Genomic DNA, 13,720 nt, shown 5'->3' on the forward strand with positions numbered 1-13,720 from the left:
TTGACGACTGCTTTTAACGCCATGGGGTATCCCCTGATCGAATGTCTCTCTAAAGCCTCCCTCAGGGTCGTTGCCCTGAACCTTGCCGACTTGTCTTTTGCCCGGTCATTTGGCGCCGGAATATAAAATGTCGGTCAAAGCAAAACGGCGAGCGGGACACATGCTCCGTTCGCCGTTAAATCTCAGTTGCCGTCGGTCAGGCGGGTATAGGTCGAAGGCCGACGGTCGCGGAAAAACTGCCATGTGTTCCGCACTTCACGTACCATGGACATATCCATGTCATGCACGATCAGTTCGTCCTGATCGCGCGATGCTTCCTTTTCAATCACGCCACGTGGATTGACAAAATAGCTCTGGCCGTAAAACTCGCCAATGTTCCACGGCATTTCCCAGCCAACCCGGTTGATCGCCCCGATATAACATCCGTTGGCAACTGCCGATGCGGGTTGTTCCAGCTTCCACAGATGTTCCGAAAGCCCGGCCACGGTTGCCGACGGATTAACGATATATTCCGCACCATTTAACGCCAGCGCACGCCAGCCTTCCGGGAAGTGTCGGTCATAGCAGATATAAACGCCAAGCTTGCAATATTGGGTATCAAACACCGGCCAGTCCGAAACGCCGGGCTTGAAGAAAAACTTCTCCCAGAAACCGGCAACCTGCGGAATATGGGTTTTGCGATATTTGCCAAGATAGGTCCCGTCGGCATCAATCACGGCGGCGGTGTTGTAATACACACCGGTAATTTCCTGCTCGTAGATCGGAACGACGATGACCATTTTATGCTTTTTGGCCAGTTCGCACATCAACTGCGTGGTCGGGCCATTCGGGATTTCTTCGGCCGCGGCGTACCATTTCGCATCCTGGCTCGGACAGAAATAGGGTTGTGTGAAAACTTCCTGAAAACACAAAATCTGCACGCCCTGCCGCCCTGCCTCTTCGATATAGGGCAGATGCGCGTCGATCATGGCCTGACGAATTTCGTCTGGCGACTGTTCGGTTGAACCCTTAAGGCTCATCTGAATCAGTCCGCCTCTCAGCATAGACATCCGAGATACCTCCTTGATCTGATATGTGCCATATGCCGGCTTTTGCCGATCTTGTGGCTTGGTCCGGTTTGCGTCCCCAATTCCCATGATGGGACGCAAACCGGAAAATCGTGAAACGTAACGTCTCCTTCGGGCTTTCGCCCTCCCTGTCCGCAGCGGAACAGGGGAAAAAATCCCTAGTCGATTTCTTTCAGCACATCGCGCAGCGTGCCAAACAGCTGATCGATATGTGATTTTTCAATGATCAGCGGCGGCGAAAGCGCAATGATATCGCCCGTCGTGCGGATCAGAATGCCCTTCTCGAACGCCTTCAGGAACGCGCTGAAGGCGCGCTTGGTCGGGAAACCTTCGATCCCTTCAAGCTCGATCGCGCCGATCAGGCCAAGGTTACGAATATCCTTGACCTTCGGCAGATCAATCAGGCTGTGAACCGCATCTTCCCAATATTGACCAAGTTCCTGCCCTCTGGTGTAAAGGCCGTCCTCTTCATAGGTCTCAAGCGTCGCAAGGCCCGCCGCACAGGCAACCGGATTGCCCGAATAGGTGTAACCATGGAACAGCTCGATCATGTTTTCCGGGCCGGACATAAAGGTATCATGGATGTCGTCGGTCGCGAAAACAGCACCCATCGGGATTGTCCCGTTGGTAAGCCCCTTTGCCGTTGTCACCAGATCCGGCTGAACGCCGAAATAGTCAACGGCAAACGGTGCGCCAAGACGACCAAAACCGGTAATGACTTCATCAAAGATAAGAAGAATACCATGCTTGGTGCAAATCTCGCGCAGGCGTTCCAGATAGCCTTTTGGCGGGATCAGAACACCGGTCGACCCAGCAACCGGTTCGACAATCACAGCAGCGATGGTCGACGGATCATGAAGCGCGCAAATACGTTCCAGATCATCGGCCAGAAACGCACCATGTTCCGGCTGGCCGCGGGTAACGCCGTTTTCGTCAGGCAGATAGGTGTGACGGATATGGTCAACCCCGCCCAGCATCTGGCCAAAGGTCTTGCGGTTGCCCGAAATACCACCAACCGAAATACCGCCAAAGTTAACACCGTGATAGCCGCGTTCACGACCTATCAAACGGGTCCGCTGCCCATCCCCGCGTGCCCGGTGATAGGCAATCGCGATTTTAAGCGCGGTTTCAACCGATTCAGAACCGGAATTGGTATAAAAAACATGGTTCAAATCGCCCGGCATAAGCTGCGCCAGACGGCTAGCAAGCTCGAACGCCTTGGGATGGCCCATCTGGAATGCCGGGGCATAGTCCAGCTCGTCCATCTGTGCCTTGACCGCCTCGACGATCTTGGGACGCTTGTGACCTGCGTTGCAGCACCAAAGCCCGGCAGTACCGTCCAGAATCTGGCGGTTGTCATCGGTCTGGTAATACATGCCTTCAGCACTGACAAGCATGCGTGGGGCCTGCTTGAACTGACGGTTTGCCGTAAACGGCATCCAGAATGCCGAAAGATCGTTCGGCCGGCTGATTTTCGTGGTGGCTGTCATAAAAAGGTCTCCCGTACCTTTCTTGTGCTTCCCTGACATCGTTCTGACGGACAGAATCCGTGACCAAACCAATGTCCGACTTTATTTAATATCCATCACACCCCGGATGCGTGATATGTCGCACACAGGACGATCAGAACTGCACCGCATGGCGGCACAGGAAAAAATCGTTAGCACGGGAATCTCCCATGCACTAGCGCTTTAAAGTCACCGGGAACTGGTTTCGAATTTTCGACTGCCAAATGCCATTTCAGCGACCCTGATTTTTGTTTACGGCACCGAATTTCTGTTTATCTTTCACCGGAGTTGTTCAAAATTCTGGACATAATCTGGTTGGTTCGGCGCGTATTTTAAACTTGCTTTTTAGTATCTAAAGTAGAGATTATTTTAACCTGACCAAACGGTCAAGATAAATGACGCAATTTCGGGGAACGTCGATGAGTGCAGTCAAATCCGGGCAAAACGGCGCACATAAAGCCGCCATTCGCCAGGAAAACGAAGAGCAAATTCTTGCCGCTGCCGAGCTGGTTTTTGCCGATTACGGCTTCAAGGGCGCAACCACCGCGCGGATTGCCGAAATTGCCAAGGTGCCCAAGGCCAATGTGCATTACTATTTCAGCACCAAGGAAGCCCTTTACCGCCGGATCATGGAAGACATTTGCGATCATTGGCTTGAAGCGGCAATGACATTTGAAAACAGTTCCGACCCGGCCGAAATTCTGCGCGGCTATATCGAAGCCAAGATGGATCTGTCGCGCGCACGTCCGCACGGCTCGCGCGTCTGGGCGCATGAAATCATCCGTGGCGCAAAGTTCTCGTCCGACTACATTTCAACCACGGTCAAAAACTGGCTTGATAGTCGCGTGGTAGTAATCAATCGCTGGATCACAGAAGGCAAGATGGACAAGGTCGAACCATACTCGCTAATGTATATGATCTTTGCCACAACACAGCATTACGCCGACTTTGCCCGTCAGATCGAAATCTTCAACAACGATCAACCGCTATCGGATACCCAATTCGCCGAGGCCAAGGAAAATGTCGTGCGCATCATCCTGAAAGGCGTTGGGCTGTCTTAAAGGCAACCAAGGCAACCACCGCAACAAAGCTGCCTGCCCCAACCCCACACTAATGAATAGTTGAAAAATATACCCATCCCCCAAATCTGAAATCGACAAACACTGATCTATTTTCAACGGGGGCCAGCATGCATTTTCAACGCGTATTCATGTACGCGATCGGATTTGGCATTATGCCTATGCTTATTCTGACGTGCCTGGTCCTGTCCGCAATCACTAATCATGCCCATGCCGCATCTGATACCTGCAAACAGATTGTCGTTGGTGGTGCGGCAGGATGGGAACCGATTTCTTACTTCGACAGCAATGGCCATGCACAAGGCATTTCGATTGATATCCTGCGTCGATACACGCAGGAAAACAATATCAGCCTGAAAGTACATTTTGAAATCCCGTGGAACCGGTCGATCCAGATGCTCGAAGCCGGTGAAATAGATGTGATGGCAGGCGCCTATTCCACGGCCGAACGGGCGATGACTTTCATCTATTCCCTTCCGTATGCATCCGATGATGTCATGGTCTTTCAGCATGTTGACCGACAATTTTCCGTGCAAAACATAGAAAGCCTGATCGGTCACAGCGGTGCCCGTCCCCAAGGCGGAAGCTACGGCGATTTCATTGACCGGTATGCCAATGATCGGCTCGACATGATTTATTCACCAACCGGCAACCGCATATTCGATATCCTGATGAACGGGCGGGTCGATTATGTGTTGCTCGGGCGGTATGACGGCATGGCCAATGTCGCGATTGATGGTATCGAGCAACAGGTAATTGCCATTGAACCACCACTGGCAGTGAATGAAGTTCAATTCATGTTTTCGCGCAGCAGCCCGTGCGTTCCACACATCGCCCGGATCAACGACTTGATCACGGAACTGGACAGAAACGGGCAACTTTCCGAATGGGTAGCCCTTCACCTGCCCAAATCCAACAGCAACTGACAAAAAAAGACCGGCACAAAGGCCGGTCCAGTCTGGAGTATTCAGGGGAGGTTCTCGATATCGCTTAAACCGACTGTGTCATGACCGTTTCATCGGCTTTGGCCAGAACGGCATGCAGCAAAACCTGCCCGCCTGCATCCGACCAATGCTTATGAACTTCTTCAATCTCGTTATGTGAAATGCCATCAACACACGGGATAAAGATCATCGCCGTCGGGGTCACTTGCGCCAGGTAGCACGCATCATGACCGGCACCCGACACGATCTCGCGAGCGGAATATCCGCCGATTTCGACAGCATTGCGGACTGCATCGACACAGGTTCTGTCAAACGGGACCGGGGCGTAATAGAAAATCTGTTCCAACTCGGTTTTCAGGCCGATGTCGGATGCGATTTTCTCCACTCCTTCGCGAAGCGCCTTATCCATATCGGCTAGGACCGCGTCGTCAGGATGTCGGAAATCAACAGTAAAGAACACCTCGCCCGGGATCACGTTGCGTGAATTGGGGTGAATCTGCATCATCCCAACCGTCGCACAGGCCAACGGGGAACGATCCAGACCGATCCTGTTGACCAGATCAACCACACGCGACGCACCCAACAATGCATCCTTGCGGGTTTTCATCGGCGTCGGGCCGGCATGGGCCTCAACACCGGTGAACTTGATTTCGTACCAGCGCTGCCCCTGTGCATCGGTGACAATGCCGATATCCTTGCCTTCATCTTCAAGGATCGGGCCCTGTTCGATATGGGCCTCGAAATACGCGCCCATCGGATGGGCATCAATCGTGGCTTCGTCATCACCAAGATAGCCGATGCGTTTCAATTCCTCGCCCATCGTCTTGCCATCGACATCAGCGCGCGAATGGCCGTAATCAAGATCGAACACCTTCGCAAAAACGCCCGATGCGACCATTGCCGGGGCAAAGCGCGACCCTTCTTCGTTGGTCCAGCAAACGACTTCAAGCGGTGCTTCGGTTTCATATTTGGCTTCATTGAGCGTCCGGATCACTTCAAGTCCCGAAAGCACACCATAAACGCCATCATATTTTCCACCCGTCGGCTGACTATCAAGGTGGCTTCCCATAACGACAGGGGGCAGTTCAGGATTACGACCTTCACGGCGGGCAAAGATATTGCCCATCTTGTCGATACGGATCGTGCATCCCTCGGCCTTGCACCATTTGATGAACAAATCGCGGCTTTCACGATCCAGATCGGTCAGCGCCAATCGGCAAACGCCATCCTTGGCGGTTTTGCCAATCTTTGCCATCTCCATCAGGCTGTCCCAAAGCCGGTCGCCATTGATCGACAGATTACGCACACTTGGTTGAACGGTCATGTAGATATCCTTTTGTCTGTCTTTCGGCTTTGGCGTTATTCGGCTGCCTGTCGCATCGGGTTTAACGGATGTTCCGGCCAGGTCATGTAAGGCTTGTCGGTTTTAACCGGCTCCATGGTGATGCAATCAGGGACCGGACAAATATGATAGCAAAGGTTGCAACCAACACATTCCTCGTCGATGACAACAAACTCACGGTGCCCGTCTTCCTTGACATTCATCGCAATCGCCTGATGCGATGTATCCTCGCATGCAATATGGCAACGGCCGCATTCGATACAATTGTCGGGGTTGATCACCGCCTTGGTATCGAAATTCATGTTAAGCTCGTTCCAGTTCGCGACCTGCGGCACGGCCGCACGCGTGAACTGTTCGACACTGGTGTAACCCTTGTCATCCATCCACTGGCTCATGCCATCGATCAAATCGTCTACAACCCGGAAACCATAGATCATCGCGGCCGTGCAGACCTGCACCGCATTTGATCCCAGCGCCATGAATTCAACGGCGTCTTTCCATGTGGTAATCCCACCGATGCCGGAAATATGCAGATCGCGGGTTTCCGGCGTGCGGGCAATTTCGGCGACCATGTTAAGGGCAATCGGCTTGACAGCCGACCCGCAGTAACCGCCATGCGTCCCCTTGCCATCAACCATCGGCTCGGGAACCATGCTGTCCAGATCGACCGAAATGATCGAGTTAACGGTGTTAATCAGCGACACGGCATCCGCCCCGCCTTTTAACGCGGCCTCCGCCGACCACAGGATATTGGTGATGTTTGGCGTCAGTTTGGTAAAGACCGGAATATCAACCGCATCCTTGACCCAGCGCGTGACCTGTTCGACCATTTCAGGAACCTGCCCGATGGCCGATCCCATGCCGCGTTCGCACATGCCGTGCGGGCAGCCAAGGTTAAGCTCGATCCCATGCACATCGCTTTCGGCGATCTGCTGTGCCAAATCCTTCCATGCCCGTTCTTCAATCGGGGCCATCATCGATCCGATAATCACATGATCGGGATATTCTTTACGGCATTCACGGATTTCCTGAAGGTTGACCGAAAGCGGCCTGTCGGAAATCAGTTCGATATTGTTGATACCAAGCAAACGGCGGTTCTGGTCATGATGCGCGCCATAGCGCGACGATACGTTAACCACCGGCGGGTCAATCCCCAGTGTCTTCCAGACAACGCCGCCCCATCCGGCTTCGAATGCGCGAACAACGTTGTATTTCTTGTCGGTCGGCGGTGCGGAGGCCAGCCAGAACGGGTTCAGTGAATTGATCCCGGCAATTTTGCAGCTTAGATCAGCCATTTTCTCTCTCCCTTTCTGGCTTATGCGGTTTTAAGGAACGCGTCGATGGCAATCGCGGCCTGCTTGCCGTCTTCGACCGATTGAACTGTCAGGTCCTCGCCACTTTTGATGCAATCCCCACCGGCAAAGATGCCAGAGGCGGTTGTCTGGTAATTTTCGTCGACCACGATCTTGCCACCGGCAATTTCCATCCCGGCAAGATCATCTGTTTTGATTTTCTGACCGATGGCCTTCAGAATCTGGTCGGCGCGGATTTCAAATTTCTCGCCGGTGCCGACAAGCTTGCCGTTCTGAAGTTCCGTTTTCTCGAACCCCATGCCGATCAGTTTGCCATTGGCCTTGATCGCCACCGGCTTGGCCCAGTGGCGCACGACCACGCCATTGATCTTGGCCAGTTCCTGTTCATATTCTGTGGCCGACATATGTTCAGCCCCGCGACGATAGACCAATGTGACTTCGTCCGCGCCAAGGCGTTTGGCCTGGATCGCGGCATCAACTGCAGTGTTGCCACCGCCGATCACGATCACATTATTGCCAACCGGCATGTCGGATTTCGGTTCGGTCTGGCGAAGTTGCTCGATAAAGGCAATCGCGTCATCAACACCATCAAATGCCTCTCCCGGCAGGCCAAGTTCGTTAGTCGCGCCAAGCCCGACCCCAACAAACACCGCATCATATCCGTCACGCAAAGCCCCAAGACTGATGTCACGGCCAAGCGCCTTGCCATACTCGATCCGGATGCCGCCAATGCCCAAAAGGAATTCAACCTCGCGCTGGGCGAAATCATTGGTCATTTTGTACGCCGCAAGACCATATTCATTAAGCCCGCCCGGCTTTGCCTTGGCCTCAAACACCGTCACATCATGGCCCAGCATCGCCGCGCGATGCGCGCATGAAAGCCCCGCCGGACCGGCACCGACCACTGCAATCTGTTTACCGGTCAGGGGGGCCCGTTTGAACGGATGGGGCAATTCATCGCGCGCCATCAGGTGATCAACCGCAAAACGCTGCAGACTGCCGATTTCAACCGCGACATCTTCGGACACATTGCGCACACAGGCTTGTTCGCACAGCACTTCTGTCGGACAGGCGCGCGCACAGGTGCCCCCCATGATATTGGCCGACAGGATGGTTTTGGCTGCCCCATCAGGGTTGCCGGTGCTGATTTTGCGGATGAAGCCCGGAATATCGATTGATGTCGGGCATGCCGTAACGCATGGCGCGTCATAGCAATACAGGCAGCGATTGCTTTCGGCCATGGCCTGCAAGGTGGAATAGGCCGGATGCAGATCGGAAAATCCGTCATCGGGATCATTATGGCCGATATGTCCCGAGCCGTGGCTAGCACCTGATTTCGAAACTTGCTTGCCCTGCAAGATGGTCATGTTTTGTCTCCCTGCCAAAAAGGCGTCCTCTCCTGGCGTCAGCGAGAGACAAAACAAGAATGGCATTCTCAAAAAACCAGCCGCCCTTGGAAGCCTAAAAAAGCTCCGGATGGATTTATGGCGTATGCGGACGGGCGGGCCCGACCAACTCTGGGTCTTCAATCAATGACATTCTTGGCGTATCCGTCCGGCTTATTGCCGGACTGTTTCCCAGTATTCGATCTGTCGCGCCTTTTTTGAATTTCGGGTTATTCCCGGTTGATAGCGCGTACAGATGCCTCTCTCTGACCCATACAGCATGTCCAATCCTGATCATTTGGTCAAGATTAAAATTCAACACAGGATTGCAAGATGTGTGAGACATTAAAATCGCGCTTTCCTATGCATCCAAGCGCGCAGGCTTCTTTTCTGTAGTGACCGTTTCCGCGACCGAAATCACCAGTACACAAATCGACATCAAAACAACTGAAATCGCCGATGCAGCAGGCAAATCACTGCCCGTTTCCGCAATTTTGGAGTAGAGCACCAGAGGCAGGATATTTACTTGTGTCCCAACCAGAGCTAACGCCGTACCGTACGCACCAAACGCCACCGCCGATGTAAGACAGAATGCCGAGACAAAACCCGGTACAAGTTGGGGCACCAAAACATCAACATGCGCCCGAAAACCCGACGCCCCCATAGTCTTTGCAGCCTGGATCTGGCTTCGGTCAAAATTTATAAGTGGTGGCAACAAGATCATCACTACCCGCGGTATCAGATAGTATGAGTAGGCAAATCCCAAGCCGATTGGCGAGAAAATAAATCCGCCAACAACAGAAGGCTCAGCCCCGACTTCCGCCAAAAGCATTGTAACAAATCCCGCCCTGCCAAAGGTCAGAATAAATCCATAAGCAATAATCAGCCCGGAAAACGTCAGCGGCAACGAGATCAGAAACATCAAAGCTGAGCGAAACCGTTCTGATTTTTGCGACAGATGCAAAGAGACGAAATAGCCCACGATCAAAGAAAAGAGCGGTGCCGCCAATCCGATCACCAGACTGCCACGCAACCCGGCCCAGAAAACGGGATCGGAGGCGACCCTGCCATAGGCAGAGCCACCATCCGAGAGCGAGTCAGCAACCACGAAAACCAGCGGCAAAATGAAGAACGCACCGAGAAACACCGTTGCCGGTAATGCAAGCCAGAGCAACGTGCTCTTGTGACGTCCAACCATTATCTTCATTCTCCGCTTTTCAGGTCTTTTTATTGCGTTAGATACTCAGTCAATCACCAAGAACGGCCTTGGACCAACCGGTATCAATATCCGCCTTCAGCGCAGTCGCCTTGACGATATCAATCGGGCGAATCTGAGGGGCGTCGGGCATTTTATCAGCCACTTCCGGAGACAGCTTGACACCTGGAACCGACGGACGGACATATCCTTCGGCAAAGGTGGCCTGGCCCTCATCTGTCATGATGTAGTTGAGCCAAAGCTTTGCAGATGAAGGGTTCGGACCGTTTTTAACCATGCTGATCGCATAAGGCGCAGCCGCCGATGCTTCTTTCGGGATGACGACATCTATGTCATCCCCCATGCCGTCCTTGTATTTCGCTTTCAAGCCATCATTTTCATATCCAATCCAGATCGGAATTTCGCCTTTGAGGAACTGCGCATAGGGCGTCGTCCCGACGGTGCGCAGGACATTACCGCTGTCATGCAGACGCGCAAGGTAATCGATACCCGGCTGAATGTTATCCATATCGCCGCCGTTGCCAAATGCCGCACCAAAAACAACAACCTGCCCCTGACCAGTCGAGCGCGGATCAAGATAGACAATCGAATTCTTGTATTCGGATTTCAGAAGATCAGCCCAGCTTTCCGGCGTTTCTTTGACCAGCTTTTTGTTTACCAGAAATGCAATATTGAGCTTGTGAACGGTAAACCATTTTCCGTCTTTCTCACGAAGCTCATCCGGCAGCTTGTCAAAATTGACAGGCTCAAACGGCGCAACAACATCCTTGGCAACCGCATCAAGTGCAGAACCGGCAAAGTAATAGGCAGTATCGGCTTGCGGACGATTGCGCGACTTGTCCAGCGCAACAACAGTCGCAGCCGAGCCTAGATCGTTATAGACCATTTCAACCCCCGGATAGCGGGCCTTGAAATTCTTGAATTGTGATGACCAGTTTGCCCAGGTCGGCCCGGTATCAAATGATACAATAAGACCTTCTTCCTGCGCTTTTTCATAAAGGGCCTGTTCACCATCATAAAGCTCAGGCCCGTCAAAGGCGCTGGCGGTAAACGGCGCAAGAGATAGAGCAGTAACCAGCGCCGCCTTGAACTTGAAATTCATCGAATGTCTCCTTGAGGGGGGATATCGGAATGGACTATGAGCGAAGAATCCGAACCTGGTCCGGAGCAATCGAGACACCCGCAACAGTGCCACGATATCCTGTTTCACCAGTTATGATCTGGTCTCCAAGGGCAATGTCGTATCGACGTACTGCGCCAAGGAACCTGTCCTGAACAAGATCACCTTGGAAATAATTTACGCTATGATGCGTCCCACCCTCTGCGGCGGAGGGCGCACTGATCACCGGCATAACGGCTTCGGGGCGAACAAGCAGCGTCACGGATGCGCCGACTTGCCAATCCTCTGCGTTACAGACGACTTCGCCAAGCTCGGTCAACACCCGGTTGGGGCACAGCACTTTGCCCGGCCACAGATTGGCCTTGCCGACAAAGGCGGCGACTGTTTTATCAACTGGATTGTCGTAAAGATCACGCGGCGCGGCAAGCTGAAGCAAACTGCCTTCATGAATGACGGCGACCCTGTCTGCCATGGACAAGGCTTCTTCCTGATCGTGGGTAACAAGGATCGCAGCGATGTTCGCCGTGCGCTGGATATGGGTAATCAGATCACGCATCTCGCCACGCAAAGAAGCATCAAGCGCTGACAACGGTTCATCAAGCAAAAGCGCCTTTGGCTGATAGACAAGCGCACGTGCAAGCGCAACACGCTGCTGCTGCCCTCCAGAAAGGGTCGCGGGCAGGCGATCACCGGCATGAGCCAGACCGACCTCCTGCAAGGCTTTGCATGCGCACTCAATTCGTTCATCTCGTGCAACACGGCGAAGCTGAAGCGGGTAGGCTATGTTTTCAAGCACCGTCATGTGCGGGAACAGGGCGTAGGACTGAAACACAATACCAAGATCACGATGCCGTGCAGCAACACCTTTCATATCGCGACCGCTGATCTCGATGCGTCCCTGCTGCGGGTCCATAAATCCGGCGAGAAGCTTCAAAAGCGTACTCTTCCCGGAACCGGAGGGACCGATCACCGCCAGCAGTTCTCCGGTTTTGACATCAAAATTGATATCAGTAAGACCGCCTTTGCCATCCGCATAACGATAGGTGACATTTTCAAAACGGATGGTCATGGGCGTGCCTTTTGACGAAAATGTGAGAAATGCGCCCCGGCAGCACTGGCACATGCCGCCATCAAGGCAAGAAAGATCAAAACCACCGTGGCCGCACAAGCCAACCCGGTCGCACCATAAAATGCCTGCAACAGGACAACCGGATAGGTTCGCGAAAGAAAGCCCGCCACAAGGTTGGAAATCTGGAATTCACCAATGGAAATCGCTGTAACCATCATCAGACCGGACAAGAGGCTGTAGCGGAGCGAGGGAATAACGATATCGCGAAAACGCTGCCAGAAACCTGCACCAAGCGTTTCGGCGACCCTTTCCATTCCAGCAATACCAAGCCGATCCATATCCCCAAGGAGGGTTCCCACCAGATATGGCAGCGTCAACACCACATGCGCACAGACCAGAAGCCAGGTCGTACCGAGCCAAGGGGTATAATTGCTTGAAAATACGATAATAAATCCAAAGCCCAAGACAAGCTCAGGTACGGCAACGGGCAATAGGGTGAAAATACGCGCGGCCAGTCGAACGCCACGGTTAGCTGCCGAGAACACTGCGTAAGCAAACGGCACCCCAAGCAGAACGTTGATAACACATGTAGCAACAACGACCTGCAAACTGGTCAGAAAGGCACGCTGAAAACTGGAATCCCCGGCGACCTCAAGGTACCAATCGAATGTCATACCGCTGGGCAGCAGGCTGTTGGTCCAGCTCGTGCCGAAGGACCCTACCACCAACAGAAGAATCGGTGTCACCAGATACAAACAATATAAAAAAGTCACCAGACCCATAAAAAAATTCCAGAGTGGCAAGACTAGAAGGGAAACGATATCGCGGCCAAAAAAATGGCCCACCGAACATCGTCCGAGGGCCAAGCTATGCGAGTCTGAAAATTTACACAAATGTAAGTTTAATGACATTTGTGAACACAAAATCGTCGCGCCTGTCAATTCACACCCAGCCCCAAAAATGCACTGGCGATCTTTGACAAAACAGTATCGACATCCTCGCAGCGCACGACGCCGGGCACAACCGGCGCACTGGGCAGAGCGAAAACAGGACGATCATAATGCAGCCCATAAGCCATTTCCGTGATCGTGCCATATCCACCGCCCACAGCAATCAAAAGCCGTGCGGACCTTGCAATAATGGAATTACGCGTCGGACCAATACCGGTTGCTAACGGGATTGTGACATATGGATTTGCCGTATCGAACTCATCACCGGGCAACAGACCAAGAACCATCCCCCCCGCCTCATGAGCCCCACGTGACGCGGCTTCCATAACACCAGTACGCCCGCCAGTCAGCAGGGTATAGCCGATTTCAGCCAACCCCTTCCCCAGCGCTTCGGCATCCGCGCACTCAGCGTCACTGGCAATCTTTGCGCCAATGACCGCAACCGGAACCTGACGCACTTTTTGATTCTGAAACAACCAGCGCACAGCCTCTTGTGGGGTAACCGCCTGTAAGTTCACCTCGGATATCGCAACCAAACCGGCGACCTCATCGTCCCGAGCTTCCCAGCAAAGTGCCCAAGGATCAAATACTTTGCCCGCACAGCGCAGGACAGAGTTTCCCGTATCAATATGCAATTGCATGTTGCAATATCCTTTTTCCATCGCAATAAACTGGCCCGTTATGTAAACTAATTTACAATTCGAAACCAGAAAAGATTACAAGGCAG

12 protein-coding genes are annotated in these 13,720 nt (G+C 53.1%); 2 read left to right on the plus strand and 10 right to left on the minus strand.

Features of this window, described 5'->3' with window-relative positions:
• Positions 1-182 precede the first annotated feature (182 nt).
• Both TH3_RS13635 and aptA read right to left on the minus strand, forming a co-directional pair.
• Entirely contained in the window at positions 183-1,049 is an 867-nt protein-coding gene (locus TH3_RS13635; RefSeq protein WP_040060999.1) for a nitrilase-related carbon-nitrogen hydrolase, read from the minus strand.
• Between the two features lie 176 nt (positions 1,050-1,225).
• A complete protein-coding gene (gene aptA / locus TH3_RS13640) occupies positions 1,226-2,557 on the minus strand; it encodes an omega-aminotransferase AptA (protein WP_007091542.1) in 1,332 nt (443 codons plus the stop codon).
• A gap of 437 nt (positions 2,558-2,994) precedes the next feature.
• Between aptA and TH3_RS13645 the strand changes: the two genes are divergently transcribed.
• Both TH3_RS13645 and TH3_RS13650 read left to right on the plus strand, forming a co-directional pair.
• Positions 2,995-3,636, plus strand: coding sequence for a TetR/AcrR family transcriptional regulator (locus TH3_RS13645; RefSeq protein ID WP_007091543.1), 642 nt, complete (start codon positions 2,995-2,997; stop codon positions 3,634-3,636).
• Positions 3,637-3,809: 173 nt separating this feature from the next.
• Positions 3,810-4,580, plus strand: a complete 771-nt coding sequence (locus tag TH3_RS13650) for a substrate-binding periplasmic protein (protein WP_167710575.1) — start codon at positions 3,810-3,812, stop codon at positions 4,578-4,580.
• A 64-nt stretch (positions 4,581-4,644) separates the two neighbouring features.
• Here the strand turns inward: TH3_RS13650 and TH3_RS13655 are convergent, their stop codons facing one another.
• The 8 genes from TH3_RS13655 to TH3_RS13690 all read right to left on the minus strand — a co-directional run bounded on the left by TH3_RS13655 (position 4,645) and on the right by TH3_RS13690 (position 13,634).
• Positions 4,645-5,922: a Zn-dependent hydrolase gene (locus TH3_RS13655; protein ID WP_007091545.1), complete on the minus strand. Its 1,278-nt coding sequence runs from the start codon at positions 5,920-5,922 to the stop codon at positions 4,645-4,647.
• A 35-nt stretch (positions 5,923-5,957) separates the two neighbouring features.
• Complete coding sequence (preA, locus tag TH3_RS13660; RefSeq protein WP_007091546.1) at positions 5,958-7,235, minus strand: NAD-dependent dihydropyrimidine dehydrogenase subunit PreA; 1,278 nt, start codon at positions 7,233-7,235, stop codon at positions 5,958-5,960.
• A gap of 20 nt (positions 7,236-7,255) precedes the next feature.
• Positions 7,256-8,620 carry an NAD(P)-dependent oxidoreductase gene (locus TH3_RS13665; protein WP_007091547.1) on the minus strand — a complete coding sequence of 455 codons (1,365 nt, stop codon included), beginning with the start codon at positions 8,618-8,620 and terminating at the stop codon, positions 7,256-7,258.
• A gap of 379 nt (positions 8,621-8,999) precedes the next feature.
• Positions 9,000-9,845: an ABC transporter permease gene (locus TH3_RS13670; RefSeq protein WP_233421776.1), complete on the minus strand. Its 846-nt coding sequence runs from the start codon at positions 9,843-9,845 to the stop codon at positions 9,000-9,002.
• A 40-nt stretch (positions 9,846-9,885) separates the two neighbouring features.
• Positions 9,886-10,956: an extracellular solute-binding protein gene (locus TH3_RS13675; RefSeq protein WP_007091549.1), complete on the minus strand. Its 1,071-nt coding sequence runs from the start codon at positions 10,954-10,956 to the stop codon at positions 9,886-9,888.
• A gap of 34 nt (positions 10,957-10,990) precedes the next feature.
• Positions 10,991-12,043, minus strand: a complete 1,053-nt coding sequence (locus TH3_RS13680) for an ABC transporter ATP-binding protein (protein WP_007091550.1) — start codon at positions 12,041-12,043, stop codon at positions 10,991-10,993.
• On the minus strand, positions 12,040-12,888 hold the full coding sequence (locus tag TH3_RS13685; protein ID WP_233421777.1) for an ABC transporter permease: 849 nt from the start codon (positions 12,886-12,888) through the stop codon (positions 12,040-12,042). Before TH3_RS13685 ends, TH3_RS13680 begins: the two co-directional genes overlap by 4 nt.
• Positions 12,889-12,980: 92 nt before the next feature.
• Entirely contained in the window at positions 12,981-13,634 is a 654-nt protein-coding gene (locus TH3_RS13690; RefSeq protein ID WP_007091552.1) for a TIGR00725 family protein, read from the minus strand.
• Positions 13,635-13,720 lie beyond the last annotated feature (86 nt).

The sequence above is a fragment of the Thalassospira xiamenensis M-5 = DSM 17429 genome, assembly GCF_000300235.2.
In the GTDB taxonomy this organism is placed as follows: Bacteria; Pseudomonadota; Alphaproteobacteria; order Rhodospirillales; family Thalassospiraceae; genus Thalassospira; species Thalassospira xiamenensis.